14 protein-coding genes are annotated in these 17,851 nt (G+C 38.7%); 7 read left to right on the forward strand and 7 right to left on the reverse strand.

What is annotated here, in order from left to right; translation table 11 throughout:
- Positions 1-67: 67 nt before the first annotated feature.
- Entirely contained in the window at positions 68-934 is an 867-nt protein-coding gene (locus HMAT_RS00560) for an AraC family transcriptional regulator (protein ID WP_104380883.1), read from the reverse strand.
- 356 nt (positions 935-1,290) lie between these two features.
- Between HMAT_RS00560 and HMAT_RS00565 the strand changes: the two genes are divergently transcribed.
- Positions 1,291-2,499: an exo-beta-N-acetylmuramidase NamZ domain-containing protein gene (locus tag HMAT_RS00565; protein ID WP_104380884.1), complete on the forward strand. Its 1,209-nt coding sequence runs from the start codon at positions 1,291-1,293 to the stop codon at positions 2,497-2,499.
- A 111-nt stretch (positions 2,500-2,610) separates the two neighbouring features.
- Complete coding sequence (locus HMAT_RS00570; RefSeq protein WP_104380885.1) at positions 2,611-3,867, forward strand: PQQ-binding-like beta-propeller repeat protein; 1,257 nt, start codon at positions 2,611-2,613, stop codon at positions 3,865-3,867.
- A 29-nt stretch (positions 3,868-3,896) separates the two neighbouring features.
- Here the strand turns inward: HMAT_RS00570 and HMAT_RS00575 are convergent, their stop codons facing one another.
- Positions 3,897-4,247, reverse strand: a complete 351-nt coding sequence (locus HMAT_RS00575) for a DUF2200 domain-containing protein (protein ID WP_104380886.1) — start codon at positions 4,245-4,247, stop codon at positions 3,897-3,899.
- Between the two features lie 53 nt (positions 4,248-4,300).
- A complete protein-coding gene (locus tag HMAT_RS00580) occupies positions 4,301-4,870 on the reverse strand; it encodes a hypothetical protein (protein WP_104380887.1) in 570 nt (189 codons plus the stop codon).
- Between the two features lie 205 nt (positions 4,871-5,075).
- Here HMAT_RS00580 and HMAT_RS00585 point away from each other — a divergent pair, with 205 nt between their 5' ends.
- Both HMAT_RS00585 and HMAT_RS00590 read left to right on the forward strand, forming a co-directional pair.
- The gene (locus tag HMAT_RS00585; protein WP_104380888.1) at positions 5,076-5,825 is read left to right on the forward strand and encodes a ThiF family adenylyltransferase; all 750 of its coding nucleotides are present in this window, start codon (positions 5,076-5,078) and stop codon (positions 5,823-5,825) included.
- 101 nt (positions 5,826-5,926) lie between these two features.
- The gene (locus HMAT_RS00590) at positions 5,927-6,616 is read left to right on the forward strand and encodes a hypothetical protein (protein WP_104380889.1); all 690 of its coding nucleotides are present in this window, start codon (positions 5,927-5,929) and stop codon (positions 6,614-6,616) included.
- Positions 6,617-6,630: 14 nt separating this feature from the next.
- Here HMAT_RS00590 and HMAT_RS00595 read toward each other — a convergent pair whose 3' ends face one another.
- Positions 6,631-7,392, reverse strand: coding sequence for a response regulator transcription factor (locus tag HMAT_RS00595; RefSeq protein ID WP_104380890.1), 762 nt, complete (start codon positions 7,390-7,392; stop codon positions 6,631-6,633).
- Positions 7,393-8,165: 773 nt separating this feature from the next.
- On the opposite strand from HMAT_RS00595, the gene HMAT_RS00600 reads away from it, so the two are divergent.
- The 3 genes from HMAT_RS00600 (at position 8,166) to HMAT_RS00610 (ending at position 16,292) form a co-directional block, all read left to right on the forward strand.
- Positions 8,166-11,303 (forward strand): GH92 family glycosyl hydrolase, encoded by a 3,138-nt coding sequence (locus HMAT_RS00600; protein ID WP_104380891.1) that lies wholly within the window; start codon positions 8,166-8,168, stop codon positions 11,301-11,303.
- Positions 11,304-11,699: 396 nt separating this feature from the next.
- Positions 11,700-14,018, forward strand: a complete 2,319-nt coding sequence (locus HMAT_RS00605; RefSeq protein WP_199768506.1) for a GH92 family glycosyl hydrolase — start codon at positions 11,700-11,702, stop codon at positions 14,016-14,018.
- Between the two features lie 30 nt (positions 14,019-14,048).
- Positions 14,049-16,292 (forward strand): GH92 family glycosyl hydrolase, encoded by a 2,244-nt coding sequence (locus HMAT_RS00610; RefSeq protein WP_104380893.1) that lies wholly within the window; start codon positions 14,049-14,051, stop codon positions 16,290-16,292.
- A gap of 78 nt (positions 16,293-16,370) precedes the next feature.
- Here the strand turns inward: HMAT_RS00610 and HMAT_RS00615 are convergent, their stop codons facing one another.
- The 3 genes from HMAT_RS00615 to HMAT_RS00625 form a co-directional block, all read right to left on the reverse strand.
- Positions 16,371-16,913: an N-acetyltransferase gene (locus tag HMAT_RS00615; RefSeq protein ID WP_104380894.1), complete on the reverse strand. Its 543-nt coding sequence runs from the start codon at positions 16,911-16,913 to the stop codon at positions 16,371-16,373.
- Positions 16,914-16,948: 35 nt separating this feature from the next.
- A complete protein-coding gene (locus tag HMAT_RS00620; protein ID WP_104380895.1) occupies positions 16,949-17,452 on the reverse strand; it encodes a YfbM family protein in 504 nt (167 codons plus the stop codon).
- 87 nt (positions 17,453-17,539) lie between these two features.
- The gene (locus tag HMAT_RS00625; RefSeq protein ID WP_199768507.1) at positions 17,540-17,749 is read right to left on the reverse strand and encodes a hypothetical protein; all 210 of its coding nucleotides are present in this window, start codon (positions 17,747-17,749) and stop codon (positions 17,540-17,542) included.
- Positions 17,750-17,851: the final 102 nt, after the last annotated feature.

Below are 17,851 nucleotides of genomic sequence, written 5' to 3' on the forward strand. Positions count from 1 at the left end.
TATCGTTGTGATTGGTCTGTCCACTTCCGTATAAAAGATAGGACAAATCGTGCATATCCAAAAAATATTAAGTCGCCTTGTTTCGATAGGAAGTAGGGGAGATTCCTACGATTTTTTTGAATAAACGAGAGAAATAAGAGGGATCGGAAAAATCCAGCTCATAACAGATATCGGCAATGCTTTTATTTGATTCAAACAGAAGAAATTGACTATGCATGATAAGTACTTCTAAGATGAGTTCTTTGGAGGACTTTTTAAACACCGAAAATACACAGCGATTCAGGTAATTGGTCGAAACCGCGAGCTTATCCGCATAAAAACCGATATGCTTTTGTTTTTTGAAGTTTTTGTGCACAAGCTGTTTAAACATCATTGCTATTTCTTGTCTTCGGTTGAGCGCCTGGTTGGAAGAAGATAGCTTAATAATCTTTAATAAAAGGGATTTTAGTAAACTTTCAAACAATTCTTTATAGGGCGATTCAGAAAGTAATTCGTTGTAAAGTAATTTGAAGAGTTCGTTGAGATCTGTGCTCTCCTGTGGGGATAGGTTGAGTAGTGGTGAAATATTAAAAATATTCAGGATCTCCTGCTCCCTAAATATGGAAGTCATGGCGTTGTCATTGATCAACACGCAATGTCCTTTTGCGGATTTGTCAACAGATTTGATCGTGGAAATATTGCCATAATTGCTTATAAGAATCGCCGGTGCTTTTACGACATATTCTTTTGCTCCGATCTTGTGTTTAAAATAACCTTCTGTTATATGGACTAATAGGTTGTATCCCAGGAAAATAGGGGGAGTAGGAAATTTGATATAAGGTGCAATTTCACTGAGCTGGAATATTTTAACTGGAGACTGCTGGTACCTCAGGTGTTCCAGACTACCTGTCATAAATCTATCTACAAACTCACCTGCGTTTACCTGCTTTTCCATTGTGTATTATGTATGCTGCCAAAATCAATAAGCTTTTCATTTTCTTCTGTTGCTACGAACGGATATTGACTAATATCAGAAGAATATCCCAAAGTTAACGGGATAAAATAGAAATGTCAATATAAAATGGTTGACTATCTTCGAAATAGGCTGGGTATCGCTCTAAAAGCCGCCAATGGAATTATTTCATTACTTACTTGAGAAAAATGAAATACGCAATGCGTCTTTTGTGAGTGCAAAACTTGTGATTTGAAATAGGATTTGAAAACATGGAGGTTTATCATTAGCTTTAAGCTTTAGTGAAAGCTAAAAGAGTCTGTTGCTCTATGACTATTTTTATTATAAACCGAACAATTATGAAAATTGTATTTGTTTTTATTTTAGTTTTTTTTTCTTTTATGGCAATCCGGGCACAAAACCAACTGGATTATTGTAATGATCGCATCCGTACCGGAGCAGAACAAACCGAGAAATATATACCTTACCTCAAAGATAAGCGGGTTGCAATTTTAGGCAATCCATCGACAGTCATCAAAAATAGGCACCTCGTAGACAGTCTACTCAATAGGGGGATTAAAATCGTAAAAATATTTGGGCCTGAACATGGGTTTCGCGGGAATGCTAGCAATGGAACGAAAGTGGGGGATGAAGTAGATCCAGCAACCAAAATTCCGGTGATTTCGCTCTACGGCGATAAAAAGAAACCGTCGGCAAAAGATCTAAAAGATATTGATGTGTTCATCTTTGATGTACAAGATATGGGAGTAAGATTTTATACGAATATTAACACACTCCGGGATATTATGGAGGCCTGTGCCGAAAATGAAAAAGAACTTTTGATTTTGGATCGCCCTAATCCAAATGCTTATCTGGTTGACGGTCCTATACTGGATATGAAACATAAATCGGGCATAGGTCAGTTTCCGGTTCCGATTGCCCATGGGATGACAAATGCTGAGTTTGCCCAGATGATTAACGGCGAGGGCTGGATGGCGACGGCCAAAAAATGTAAACTAAAGATCGTAGCTGTAGCGGGATATAATCATCAAATGTTATACCGACTTCCGGTTAACCCTTCTCCAAATTTAAACACCGAACAGAGTATTCTCCTCTATCCGAGCACCTGCCTTTTTGAAGGAGTAAAGATAAATCACGGAAGGGGAACAGATTATCCCTTCACGGTTTTGGGAAGTCCAGCTTATAAAGGATTGTATAGTTTTTCGTTTACCCCAGTGAGTAAAAAAGGAATGAGTGAAACGCCACTTTTCATGAATGAGAAATGTTATGGTTTGGATCTAAGAGAGTATGACTTGCAAAAGCTCGTGGACAGTAAGAAAATAAATCTTTCTTGGATGCGGGAGCTCTATGATAATTCTCCGGAAAAAGATAAATTCTTTGATCAGTCATTTTCCAAACAGATTAACAGCATAGAAAAATTGGTCGGTGTTGATGCCTTTCGGCGACAGATCGCAGATGGTGTTTCGGAAGAGGAAATTCGAAAAAGCTGGGAACCGGGATTAGCACGTTACAAAGAAATGCGAAAAAACTATCTTATTTATCCCTAACCTAATTTATCGGTATCGGAAGCTTTTGCGTGGAGTTGTAAATATCCTTGTAAAAGTGATAAGTGCCTATGCCACGCTTATTGGAAATTACTGGTTAATCTTGAAAAATAAATGATGTTGGATCGAAGATATTACCGTTGTTATGTTGCGTTCTTATGTGGTCTTATCGCAAGTCTAAGTGGGGTCTCCGGGCAACAGCTAGCGCGGAGCGCGGACCGGCTTAACTGTATCGCTGCCGCTAAAATTCGTTCACAGCCAACGGAAAAATGGAAGTTTCAGACCCAAGGTCAAGTATATGCTTCTCCTGTAGTTTTTAAAGATAAGGTGATTGTGGGTTCCTGTGATAGCAACCTCTATGCGCTGGATAAAATAAGTGGTAAAATAATATGGAAGTATAAAACAGGTGGAGAAATCCGTTCGAGTGTAGCCATTGATTCAGGCCTATTGTATTTTGTATGCGCAGATGGTTTGTTATATGCTTTAAGCACGGAGACGGGACAAAAACGCTGGACTTTTGCCACCAATGGCGAAAGAAAAAAAGATACTTGGGATTATTTTCATTCCTCTCCGACAGTTGGTGACGGGATCGTATATTTTGGCTCTGGAGACGGTCATATTTATGCTGTTAACGGCAGGACGGGGGAGCTTAGTTGGAAGTTTCCTACTGGTGGCGTTGTCCATGCTTCACCAACATTAGCTAAAGATGGGGTAATGATCGGGAGTTTTGATGGTTATTTTTATTGTTTGGAGAAAAGCGGGACGCTGCGTTGGAAGTTTAAAACAGTTGGTGAACGCTATTTTCCAAAAGGAGAAATTCAATTTCATGCTGTTACCGCTGATAGTTCGGTCTATTTTGGTGCAAGGGATTTTAATCTATATGCATTGAATATCAAAGATGGAACGGGATATTGGATATATCACCAACCGGGGAGCTGGACAAGTGTGCCCAGCTTATCAGGAGAGAAGTTGATCGTAACAATGTCGGACTCCTACAGTATATTGGCTTTGGATAAGATACAGGGTACGAAACTAGCTGAACCAGCAGTTCCCCTAAATACTTTTAGCAGCGCTACAGTTGCCGGTTCGAATGCTTTTTTTGGTACATTGGATGGAATCGTTTATAAATTTGATATCGTGAAAGGCAGTACTATACCTGTTTTTCAGACAGAATCCAGTAAAAGAAATCGCCATCTATTTGTGGACGAAAAAGGAAAATTAAGGGTGGATTTGCAGCAGAAATATGCAGATGATATTAATAGGTTATTTGCCGATTATTTACAAATGGGCAGCATCTTTTCCACGATCTGGATAGAGCAGGGTACACTTTATTTTGGGGCTGCAGACGGTGCTATTTATGCCATTGAATAATCTTTGCATGACCGTATTTTGGAGTTGATTTATTTTCTTAGAATTTTTTCCATTGATTTACCTTTCGCCAGTTCATCAATCAGTTTATCTAAATAACGAACTTTCTGAACAAGAGGATCTTCAATATCTTCGATACGATAGCCACAAATGACGCCCGTAATCTTTTTAGCATTGATGTTGAAATGGGGTGCGCGGCTGAAAAAATGTTCAAAGTCGGTTTTGTCAGCTATGAGCTGTTGCAACGCTGGTATATCGTAACCTGTTAACCAAAATATAATTTCATCGACTTCTTCCTTTGTACGGCCTTTTTTCTCTGCTTTTTGTATATAATGTGGGTACACACCAGCAAATGACATGCGATATATTCTAGTATTGTCCATTTTTCTTCTGATGATTATTGCTAATTTACCGTTTTTTTGAGTATAAAATTTCTTTAAAGTATGATTTTCCCTGTTCTTTTATCAAAAGTAATAGTTTTGTTCGGTCCTCCATAAAAAAGTGTAATGCGAAGTGTTGTATCCGTTTCTAAATTGAAAATGATGTCTTTTGTGTTTCCTATTCTTATCGCTGTCCCCTCATGATTTAATGCATTTTCGGTACAGCTAAAAACTCTTTTCTCAATCATTCCCTTTTTTTCAATTACTTCTAACCAAGGGGCTGATAAAACACTATAACCAACGATTTGGGCACGATAATTTTCATTTAAATCTTTCGTCATCCGCAGACCGAAAGAAGACATGGACAATACCAAAGTATAAAAGGGTAGCATCATTGGCAGGATGCTACAAATTAATCCCAATATTAATCCAAACAACATAATCTTTGCCAGTATCTTTTTCCAGAAGATGACGATGACGATTACACTTAGCCCTAGCCATGTCCAGAAAAGTAGAACGTCACTATAATAACCGATTAAACTTATCTTTTCCAGGTAGTAAGCGAGCATATCCACACCTAACAGTACTGTGATGGCAATATAAAGTAGTTGTATGTTCCTTTTCATTATAGTAATTTGTCCTTTAAAATAGGGTTTTTTGACGTAGATTTTATTCAGACCGCTCCTATGATTGAATTTATTGTAACAGTAAATATAGTTATTTGCCGTTAGATGTCTTTCAGAAAGAATCTTTAAGGTTAATTGATAAAGATGATGTAATAATTTTTAAATTATAGTCCTATCTTTATAGGATACAAAATTGTCGCGAAAAATGAGTTTGAGGTACAAACGTAATATCATTCATATAAAAGAAGGGGAACAGCGAAGTATTCAGGGTTTTCGGGTACTTATTGGGGGCTGCGGTATCGGTAGTTATATCGCTGAGTGTTTGTTGCGTATGGGATTTGAAAATTTGATCATCATTGATGGCGATATTGTGGAACTGACAAATCTCAATCGGCAGAATTATGTGGAGGGTGACATTGGAATAAATAAGGCTATTGCTTTAAAGGACCGACTGATGGCCATTAATCCCGATGCAAAGATCAGGGCTTATCCTGAATTTCTTGACCGGAACAATTTGTATAGTCTTGAGTTGGATTGTGACGTCGCTATTAACGCCTTGGATTTTTCTTCAGATATTCCTTTTTTATTTGATGAATACATGGCACAGAAAAATATCCCCGTTGTTCATCCCTATAATTTGGGCTGGGCCGGATTTTTAACTGTCATTACACCGGAGAGCCATAATTTACGGTCTTTGGATAGAGAACATCAAGCATTTGAAATAAACGTGGGGAAATTTATTGTTGATAGACTGCGGGAAAAAAACATTGATACAAAATGGCTGGAAGATTTCCTTTCGGAATATGGTAGAATCGCAACGGATTCTCCACCGCCACAATTATCATTGGGGTTATCTCTATTATCGGGAATGGTCTGCCAGGTTGTGTTCAATATTGCTACGGATAAGAAGATTAAGGTCTTTCCTGAATCGTACTATTTATCTATGCGTGAGTAAAATAAGCTCTAATAAGTATTATCTTTAGTATTGTATCTACTTCTCTGTGAAGATCTAATCAACAAATCTATTTTAATAAAGCATTTTTGAATTTCAACTGCATGAACTGGACGCCCGAAAATTATTATTTTACCAAACTTAATAGCGCAGAACTTCCTGAACTTATTCATTTTTATTTGGTTACAGTCCAAGAACACTATAAACTCGATGAGTATTCCGAAGAGGATTATGATAACGATTACAATTCATTGATAGGAGAGGATTCAATCTTTTTTGATCGGTCCATTTATTATGTTCTGCGGAATAAGATAAATAATGCGATCCATGCTTCAATTCGGATTACCTACTGGGATAAGGAAACTTCCTTGCCTATTCAGAAGTTATTCGATATTAAGACCGAAGATCTGTTGATACCCAAAGTGGACAATTTTTGGCACATTGGGCGTTTTGTAATTTCTGGGAAAATTATTGGAAATCGGATTAATATTCTCAAAAAAATGCTTTTCGATGCTTTTTATGGTCCTTATAGTTTAGGTAGCGGTTTAATAATTGCGGAATGTGACAGGAAGGTGGTGAACACGCTGCGTAAGCTGGAAATTGAATCTTATCAATTGGGAGATGCTATTATTTACTTTTATTCCGAAACATTGCCCATCTATATTAAATCGCAATGGCTGGAAACCTTTATCCAAAAAAATAAACTTTCACATTGCAGTACCGAAAATGATAAGGACATTCAAAAATTTATAGCGATGTCAAAGGAGATGTTGTTCGGTTCCAAAAACAATTAGTACTGAAAGAACTATTAAAAGAGAGACAACTCGATAGCTAATGCGGTAGCTTCTGTTATACTCTTTACTTTTAGTTTCGAAAATATCTGTTTTTTATGAAATTTAACGGTATCAATAGATACATAGAGCCTGTCTGCAATCTGATCCATTGTAAGTCCCTGCGCTGAAAAAAGCAGTATGTCCTTTTCTCGCGGTTTTAATTTTACACGCGGCGTTTCCACCCAAATATCCTTGACCACGTCGTATTCAAATTGTCTTCCATCTTCATCTGATTTAAATCTGATGTTACCCGCATTTGCGTGCGAAGACATAGAAACTAAACAAAGTGCAATCCAGGGATTTGAATGGTTGTCCAGCAATAGTGGTTTCAATTTATGGTTAACAAGTAAAGGTTTGCTGCCGGGCTGCTTCAGATGAAAGTCGTATGAGATAGAATACTTTAAACGATCATCGGCACCTAATTTACCATAGAAATCAAAACCAACATCGTTTATTTTCTTTAATAAATGAAGATCGTCTTCTGGAACATTAGTTACATAGTGATTATATCCTTCTTTCATTACTTCTGCAGGGGAACTTCCGCATAAAAAAATGGGATTGTCGGAAACAAATAAGAAACTTTTCTTTGAATAATCTATAAGATAGATACTTTGATAGGTTAGTCGGCTTAGTGATCTTGCGAAATTAATAAATGCGTTTACGATCTCATAATCATCTTTGCTAAAGTTGTCTTTAACATGTATCGGCTTAAAAAAATCTTCAATTTTTATTTTCATAGTGTAAATCACAAAGATGATCTATTGTCGTTTCGAAATTTCAGATTAGACTAATGTTATTTTTTCTCGCAAATTGCAAGTATAAGCTTTCAGCCTAAAGTAATTAACAAAAAATAAGCTTTTCCGACCTTAGTCTAATTAGGGCTTTGGCCAAAAGAGTATCTAATTTTTCTTATTAAACCCTTCTAACATAGAGGAGTAATATTCTACACAAATGGGTAGAATATTACTCACCATGATAAAATGTTATATTTTACTTTGTATCTTTAATATTGTCAAAGCAATAATATGATATAAATATACTCTATTGGATTCAAAATACCCAATGGTTGACTTTGCTTTTAATTGAGATTTTTAATGCGATACCAAATCGTAGCAAATATTAACGCTAATTGTTTCCATTCTCTTCTCCTTCTTACAATACTAATCCATCGTTATACATTTTATGTCGTGGGCTTTAATTACGTATAATAACTGCTTGATTGACCTCTTATAAAATGTTCTTTATATGTATATACATTTAATTTTTTTTGTTTGATATTTGTTATTTTTTATAGTAATATTGTATGCTATATCTAATATTTTGACATTTTATTTTGTTTTTGAACAACTTTATTGTTATGTATATACAATATTGTTTTTTTTTGGATAGTTTGATGTATTGATAGAGTTTTTTTGTTTCTCATCTTCATTCTGATATATACAATAAGTGAAAACAAGTAACTGGCTGAACAAAAGGATTAGTATATTTTTTATTCTAAAATCCATCAATTATGAAAATGCATTTTCCCACTACCATTCTTACAGGCTTGTTGTTGATGTCAGGGCGATTTGTTTCGGGGCAGGAGAATATTGTTTGGCAACTGGGCAATCCAGATGGTTCCAGTAAGGAATTCGCCTTGGCTCCGCACGATTACAAGGGATTTCTTGAACATGATTTTGGTTATGAGGACAAATACTTTATTGTTGGGCAGTCTTCGTTATCTCAGGATTTTCCCTATGTGTTGCCCGGACCTGCCAATGAATGGGGAGGGACAGGTGGAACTTCCGGTCTAAGAACCCACTTTTTGAATTTATACAGTGTCTTAGGTGGCCATGTCGAAAATGGGAAATGGGTCCTGGAAGTAAAATTAGCAAATAACGATCCCAAAAATAAACCGACCTTACAAATCGCGATCAATGGTAAATCTTATAATTACGAACTGAAGAATGAGAACGGCCCTGCTGATCCGGTAGGTGCAGGTTCAAAGCCCGAACCTTCCACGATACGGATTGCGTTACCTGAACGCCTTATTTCCGACGGATTTAACCAGGTTACACTGACCGTAATCAAGGGGGGATGGGTTGAGTTTGATTCCTTTAAATTATTGGGGCCTGATCAAGCGAAATTGTTGACAGATTACACTTCAATAGTCAAAGGAGTACGTCAGTCGGATTTTGAGCTAAAAAATGGGAACGAACGCATCCAGTATATGCTCGTTGATCTATTGAAATTGAAAGATCAGGAGCGCATAAAAGTATTGTTGGATGGAAAGAAAATTCATGATAGAACTCATGAGAAGGGATTGTCAAGACTTGAAATCCCAATGCCTTATACATCGAAAGAGATCCGAAGCAAATATGCGATATATGTCAACGATAAACTGATCAGCTCATCTTTCATAAAACGCTCACCCAAAAGATTGGGAGGAGTTTCGGATTACGTCAATACCATGATAGGGGCGGCACATTCGAGATGGATGCTGGCACCGGGGCCATGGATGCCATTCGGAATGGTGAAGATCAGTCCGGATAATCAGAATATTGGTTGGCAAGCGGGGTATGAACCTTCAATAGAATCCATTGGTACATTTAGTCATATACACGAATGGACAATGGCTGGACTGGGGACATTTCCGACAGCAGGCCAATTGAGAACGGATGTAGGGGATCAATATTCTGTGAATTCTGGCTATCGTTCTGCAATAGATAAAACAAGTGAGCAGGCGCCATTAGGCTTTTATTCTGTCCATCTTCTCGATCAGGATATTGATGCAAAACTAACCGCGGGCACACGATCCAGTTTTCAAAAATATACTTATCATAAGTCGGATACCGGACGTGTAATGATTGATCTTAAAGTGAACGGCGAATATGATTATAACATCAAAGATCTTTCCCTTAAAAAAGTTTCTGATTATAAGGTTATAGGGCACAGTAGCCAGTTATCGGAAAATGTCTGGTCTACGGATGCAAAGCAAGATTATGTTGTCTATTTCGTGATGGAGTTTGATAAACCAATTATCAACTTTGGAACTTGGCATGACGGTAAAATAACAGCTAAGTCTGATCTGGTTGCTGACAGTGCTCAATTTGCTGGTATGTATGTTGAATTTGATGTCCGCAAAGATAGCGAAGTTCAATTGCGAACCGGAATCTCCTATGTCAGTGTAGCGAATGCTGCGGAAAATCTGAAAACAGAACTTTCAGATCCGTTTGGTTGGTCTTTTGAACGCGTGGTCGCCAATCAACATCGGGTGTGGAATGATTTATTGGGGCGCCTGGAGATAAAGAGCAATGACTATTTGGAAAAAGAGAAGTTTTACACAAATATGTATCGAACCCTGGCTAGTCGCAATACATTTAGCGACGTCAATGGCCAATGGCGGTCTTCTGACGAGGCGATCAGAACGATGACACATCCGGGAGATCTGGCCTTAGGATGTGATGCTTTTTGGAATACATTTTGGAACTTAAATCAGTTTTGGAACCTGGTTACCCCAGAATGGTCGAATAAATGGGTGCGATCACAGTTGGCTATGTATGATGCCAATGGTTGGCTGGCAAAAGGACCTGCTGGGATGGAATATATTCCAGTGATGGTTGCTGAACATGAGATTCCTTTAATCGTGGGGGCGTACCAGATGGGAATACGGGATTATGACGTCACAAAGGCATTTGAAGCGGTTAAGAAAATGCAGACAACGAGTCCGCTAAAATTTGAAGGAGGTTTTGCTGGTAATCGGGATTTAGATGTCTATTTGAAGTATAAGTATGTTCCTTATGATTTGGGACGTTTCTCAAATTCGATGGAATATAGTTTTGACGATTGGACAGTTGGCCAATTCGCGAAATCATTGGGAAAAGAAAAGGAGTATAGCTATTTTAATGATCGGGGAAGCTGGTGGAAGAATGCAATAGACGTTAAAAGCGGCTACGCAAGGATGAAAGATGCTCAGGGAGAATGGTATCAGGATTTTGACCCCTTTAAATCCGGAGCCAATCATCATTATGTTGAAGGCAATGCTTGGCAATTGACATTCTTTGTACCTCAGGATATTTCCGCGTTGGCAAAAATGATCGGAGAAGATGTTTTTCTAAAACGTTTGGAATGGGGATTTGGAGAGAGCGAAAAATGGCGCTATAATGGACCAAATGATCAGTATTGGGATTATCCGGTTGTCCAGGGAAATCAGCAGTCTATGCATTTTGCTTATATTTTTAACTGGTTGAACAAGCCATGGCTTACACAAAAATGGAGCCGGTCTATCGGCGAACGCTATTACGGACAGGGTATTTCTAATGCCTATTTAGGAGATGAGGACCAAGGGCAGATGAGTGCCTGGTATATCATGAATGCCATAGGACTATTTCAGTTGGACGGAGGGACACGAACAAAACCGATTTACGAAATTGGTAGCCCATCTTTTGAAGAAATTAAAATTAAGCTGGGACGACAATTTGGTAGGGGGGAGCAATTCATCATTAAAGCTAAAAATGCAAGCAAAAAGAATATGTATATCCAGCAAGCGACTTTGAACGGAAAGCCCCTGCACACATTCTATTTTGACGCCGCGGAACTGTTGAAAGGCGGCGAATTAGTTTTAGAAATGGGAGATAAACCAAATATGCAATGGGGATTGTCGCATTAATACTACTATGTCTTTTGTCGAAAGACTATGCTAACCTTATTGTTTACTTATTCAAAAAGCAGAAATTTTTGTTAAAGTTTGGTTAAACAGGGGTGCGAAAGATAACAATACCTGAGGAGTGGCGTTATAAGGGTAGTTTTCATAATTTAGGTTAATAATTGGTTAGTTAGTAAAAATCCTGAAGTTCCCAGCTTCAGGATTTTTTTTGGAGGTGCTTTTCGCTGTTGAGCTAACGCTGCCCGGGCCATTCCATTGGAATACGCTGACTTTACTTTATGAGGGTCGACTCCTCGAATTCGATGCTATTTTTAGTTCTGCTAAAACCTATTAACATTGTAAAATGATAGATATATGTGCCGTGGATATTTGTAAATCTTTGGTATTATCTGTAGTATTGTGACTACACTTAAAAATGAGCAACTACTGTTCCCTATTTATGGACAGGTCGTTTGCCTTTATCAAGATATGATCAAATTTATCCATTATTTCCTTTTGGGATTATTTGTTTGGGAGCATGCGTCTGCGCAAAAACTACCGACAGACTATGTCAATCCTTTTATCGGTACCAGTAATTATGGTACGACCAATCCGGGGGCTCAAGTACCTCATGGTTTAATGAATGTATCCCCTTTCAACGTAATGGGATCATCACTGAATGCCTTCGATAAAGATGCACACTGGTGGTCTACGCCTTACGAACATAGCAATAGCTATTTTACAGGTTTTTCGCATGTTAATCTGAGCGGCGTAGGTTGTCCTGATATGGGAAGCTTGTTATTGATGCCAACAGCCGGAAAATTAGAAGTTGACTACCATCACTATGGAAGTACTTATACGCAGGAAGAGGCTCACCCGGGCTATTATAGTAATGTGTTAAAAAAATACGGTATTAAAACGGAGGTGTCCGCAACTGTCCGTGTGGGGGTATCTAAATTTACTTTCCCTAAAGGACAGGCTAATATTCTGCTTAATTTAGGCGAAGGACTGACGAATGAAACAGGTGCCACAGTTCGTTATGTCAGTGATACGGAACTTGAGGGTTCGAAATTATTAGGTTCATTCTGTTATACCAACAATCAGGCCGTATATCCGATTTTCTTTGTGATGCGAGTGAATAAAAAGCCCGCTAAGAAAGGTTACTGGAAATTTCAGCGTGCCGGTGAAAAATGGGAGAATGATTGGAACAAAGATGCGGGCAAGTATAAGATTTTTACCGATTATTCGGATCAGTTGTCCGGAGATGATCTGGGGGCATTTCTGAGCTTTGATGTTCAGGAAAATGAAAGCGTGGAGGTTCAACTGGCTGTATCCTTTGTGAGTGTTGAGAATGCTCGAAAAAATCTGGAGGCCGAACAGCCACGTTTCGGATTTGAACAAACCAGAGAACGGGCTTCATCCCTGTGGAACGACGAACTTTCGAGAATTCAAGTAGAAGGAGGTACTAGAGATCAAAAGACGGTATTTTATACAGCTATGTATCACGCGATGATCCATCCAAATATCCTACAGGACGTCAATGGTGAATATCCTGCTATGGAAAACAGGAAGACCCTCGTTGCGGATCACAATCGTTATACCGTATTCTCCCTATGGGATACTTATAGAAATGTACAGCCTCTCATGTCTCTGGTCTATCCGGATAAACAGGTGGGCATGATTCGTTCCATGATTGATATCTATAAAGAAAATGGATGGATGCCTAAATGGGAACTTTATAGCCGTGAAAGCTATACGATGGACGGTGACCCAGCGGTGCCTGTCATCGTGGATGCCTGGATGAAAGGCATTCGGGATTATAATATCAATACAGCTTATGAGGCATTTCTGAAGTCAGCAACGACAATCGATTCGACGAATCGAATTCGCCCGGACAATGCCGATTATGTAAAATATGGCTATGTTCCTCTTCGCGATTCTTTCGATAACTCAGTTTCTCACGCGATTGAGTATTATATGGCTGACTGGAACTTGGCGCAGCTGGCAAACTCATTGGGGAAAACTAAAGATGCACAAACTTTTGGCAAGAGAGCACAAGGATACAAACATTACTATTCGCCGGAATATGGTACATTCCGCCCTATTCTTCCAAATGGATCTTTTTTGACCCCTTTCAATCCATTGATGGGTGCTAATTTTGAACCTAACCATGGATTCCATGAAGGGAATGCCTGGAATTATAGCTTTGCAATACCATTTGATATTCCCGGTTTAGTTCAATTGATGGGGGGTAAGAAAAAGTTCGTGGACAGATTGCAAGCAACCTTTGACAAGGGGTATTTCGACGTCACCAACGAACCAGATATGCTCTATCCACATGTTTTTTCGGAAATAAAAGGTGAAGAATGGCGTACGCAAAAGCTGGTGAAGCAAATTCTGGACAAACATTTTACGAATAGTCCAGGTGGGATTCCCGGTAATGATGACACAGGCACAATGTCCACTTGGGCATTAATGAACATGATGGGGATTTATCCTTTTTGTCCCGGTAGACCAGATTATACGATTGTGACTCCAGTATTTGATAAAGTAACTATTCAACTTGATAAAAAATATTATCCTAAGTCTGATAAGGTAACCATCAGACGCGAAAAACAAGGGGATGGAGAATACATCAAAAAAATTATCGTCGATGGAAAGCCACTAGGAGGTTTTAAGATAAGCCATCAAGTTTTGGTCAATAGCAAAGACATTCTGATTGTTACCGGAAACAGATAAAACACAAAGATTAAAGAAGCTATCTACACTATGAAATATATGAAATATTTGGCATGCGCGGGTTTATTGAGTATCCTGAGCTGTGCATCACAGAAGGATTCGGCAGAAGGTTCCTATGCAAAATCTGTCAATCCATTTATAGGGACAGATTTTACTGGAAACACCTATCCGGGAGCACAATCCCCCTTTGGTATGGTACAATTGAGTCCAGATAATGGGTTACCCGGTTGGGATCGTATTTCGGGATATTTTTATCCCGATAGTACCATTTCAGGCTTTAGTCATACTCATTTAAGTGGGACAGGTGCCGGAGATCTGTACGATATATCGTTTATGCCAGTTACATTGCCTTATCATGAAGCAGCGGCACCTTTGGGTATCCATTCCAAGTTTTTGCATCATAACGAACAGGCATACGCGGGCTACTATAAAGTCAAACTGACAGACTACAATATTGATGTAGAGCTAACAGCAACTCCACGTTGTGGTATCCAACGCTATACATTTCCTGAGGCACAATCCGCTATTTTTTTGGATCTAAAAAAAGCCATGAACTGGGATGCGACAACAGATTCATACATCGAGGTGGTCGATTCGGTCACTGTACGTGGCTATCGATTTTCTGAAGGCTGGGCGAGAGGGCAACGTGTTTATTTTGAAACCCGATTTTCAAAGCCATTCCACGCAGTTCATATAGACAGTTCAGCAATACAGTCAAGTGTTGACACCATAACAAAAACGAGCAGACGTATCGGTACGGCTTTCAAGGCACGTTTTGATTTTAAAACAACTGCTGGTGAGCAGATAACGCTCAGTACAGCCCTTTCGGGAGTAAGTATGGATGGGGCTTCCAAAAACCTGAAAGCTGAGGTGGTAAAGGATGATTTTGATTATTATCTCAAGCAGGCTGAAGATAGCTGGAATGAGGAGCTAGGGAAAATTCGTGTCCAAACGAGTGATAAAGATGAAAAAGCAAAATTTTATACAGCATTGTACCATTCGATGTTAGCTCCTACCATATTTGGAGATGTGGACGGAGCTTATTTCGGTGCCGACCGAAAAATACATCAAGCAGAGGACTGGACGAATTATAGTACTTTTTCGCTTTGGGATACCTACCGTGCTTCACATCCCTTGTTTACCTATCTTGATCCAAATCGTGTAAATGATATGGTTAAATCATTTATAGCATTTTATGAACAGCATGGTCGCCTGCCGGTATGGAATATTTATGGTAGTGAAACTGATATGATGATTGGCAATCATGCAATCCCGGTTATTGTAGATGCCTATCTGAAAGGAATAGGTAATTTTGATGTTGAAAAGGCATTGGAAGCGTGTGTCGCAACAGCGAATATCGATAATTACAGAGGTATTGGACTTTATAAAAAGTTAGGTTACGTTCCCTATGACGTTGTTGATAAATATAATGCCGAGAACTGGTCTTTGTCACGTACGCTCGAATATGCTTTTGATGATCATTGTATTGCTGTTATGGCACACAAGATTGGAAACAAAGAGGTTGCCGCTACGTTCTCTAAAAGGGCAAAAAATTATAAAAATGTTTATAATCCGGAGACATCATTTATGCAACCCCGTAACAGCCAGGGTGATTTTGTCAGTCCATTTGATCCGGAGGAATACAGTGCTCATATCTGCGAAAGCAACGCTTGGCAGTACTTTTGGTCTGTTCAACACGACATCCCGGGGTTGATCAATCTCGTCGGCGGAAAAGAACGCTTTGGACAGAAATTAGACAGTATGTTTACCTTCCACCCGTCAGATACTAGTAAACTGCCTATTTTCAGTACGGGTATGATCGGACAATATGCGCATGGAAATGAACCAAGTCATCACGCAATATACCTATTTAATGCAATTGAACAGCCCTGGAAGACGCAGCAATATGCTGCTGAAGTGATGCATAAGCTCTATCTAAACAACCCGTCGGGACTAAGTGGAAACGACGACTGTGGACAAATGTCTGCTTGGTATGTATTCAGTGCACTGGGTTTTTACCCTGTTGATCCGGTGAGTGGGAGGTATGAAATCGGTACACCATTGTTTGAGCATAGTGAATTTAAACTTGCGAATGGGAAGAAGTTTACTGTGAAAGCAAATCATGTAAATAAAACCAATATTTATATACAGTCGGTTACTTTGGATGGAAAGCCCCTAGAGACAAGTTATATCACACACGAGCAGATTATGTCCGGAGCTGTCCTCGTTTTTGAAATGGGAAGCAAACCTGGTCCCGTTTGGTATAAAAAATAAACGGCAGGAAAGTGTTTTTTACCGATAGAACCTCCAATAAGTTATCAGTTATTGGAGGTTTCTTTTGCGAATGGAATACTATCCAAGTTTTTTATAAAAATAGGTTGTACTACAAGGGGTACCATCGGGAAAAAGAGCATAATTTGGTATATCTCCTACAACATTCCATCCACATTTAAGGTATAAGGCGTGAGCGGGGCTATTTGTTACAGTATCCAATACCAACAGCGATTTTTTCATTTTGCACGCGATTGACTCAAGGTGTTGTAGTAGATTTTCAGCGATACCGAGGCGTCTAAAAGATGAATGTACCAACATCTTTGCTACATCGGCCCGGTGAGGCTGATTTTGAGGAAGATCTATCTGTAATTGTACAGTGCCTATAATCTTGTCCGATAAGGTGTCTTTTGCAATAAGTAGTACTATTTTTTTCTGTTGTACCTTTGCCAGCACTTCGTCCCAGAACTTAAAAGCCCTTTCTTTATTTATATCTTGCATAAAACCGACTGAGGCTCCTCCCCGGACAATATCTAATGTTAATTCTACAAAGTCAGAGACTGCGGTGTTATTCGTCTCCTTTAGTTCTTCGATGCGGATATCCTTCCTATCAGAAATATGCATATTTTTTGTTTTTATACGTATGAAATTACTATTCTTTAATTGAGAAATAGAATTACAGCTTCATTTTGCACAGATGCCATCTGATAAAATGCTTTTAAATCTTTGAAGTATTGAAGCAGATAATCTAATGCACTTTCATCATCCCAGATATCGGGGTATATATCTTTTTCCAGCATGGTAGTTGTGTCAAAACGCTGAGATAACTCTTCTGTGGATATATCTTTTAGCGCTAAATGGATCTGTCGTGTTTGTTCAATGTTGGTATAGGTAGCTGGGCCGTAACCCATGTCTTGATTGCGGTCGATGTCATTAGGGCCAACTATTATCCAGGATAACGGTGGGGACGCCTGATCGTAAGTGCCAATTGATTCTCCTGTCAATAAAAAGAAAATACCCTCCCAAGCTTTATCAATATCTATTAAATTGTCCAAATGAATGGCTTCTTTGCTATATACCATGTCGCTTAAGACACTGCTATCAGCGAGAAAGCGATTTAAAGTCTCCAAATTGACCCGTAGAAAATTTTGTATCATGCTCATGACCTCTCGTTTTTTTTGGCTGCATTATGTTTTCGGCTTTACAACCTATTGTATCTCTAGTTTTATTATGAAAATGAAATATAACTATCAATTGTCGCTTCTTGTAAACGCAAAATAAATAACATATAGCCAGCCCAAGATACCGTGAATAAGAGCCCAGAGAATAGATTTGTTGCGGTCCCATGAGGTAACTACAGCAATTACAGAACCAAGTCCAATTCCGGATTGGGTAATAGTCTGAGTCGTTGAACGGTCAATTTCTTGTGCGAAAACCATGCTCGACATTCCGATGAGCATGATTAATAAAGTTAATCGTTTCATATTGTTTTATTAGTCCTTCTCAATTTGATTCATTATTGATTTTCTTAAGACCACTAAAGTCAACGGTCTTCCAATTTG

Source organism: Sphingobacterium sp. HMA12 (genome assembly GCF_002933815.1).
Lineage (GTDB): Bacteria > Bacteroidota > Bacteroidia > Sphingobacteriales > Sphingobacteriaceae > Sphingobacterium.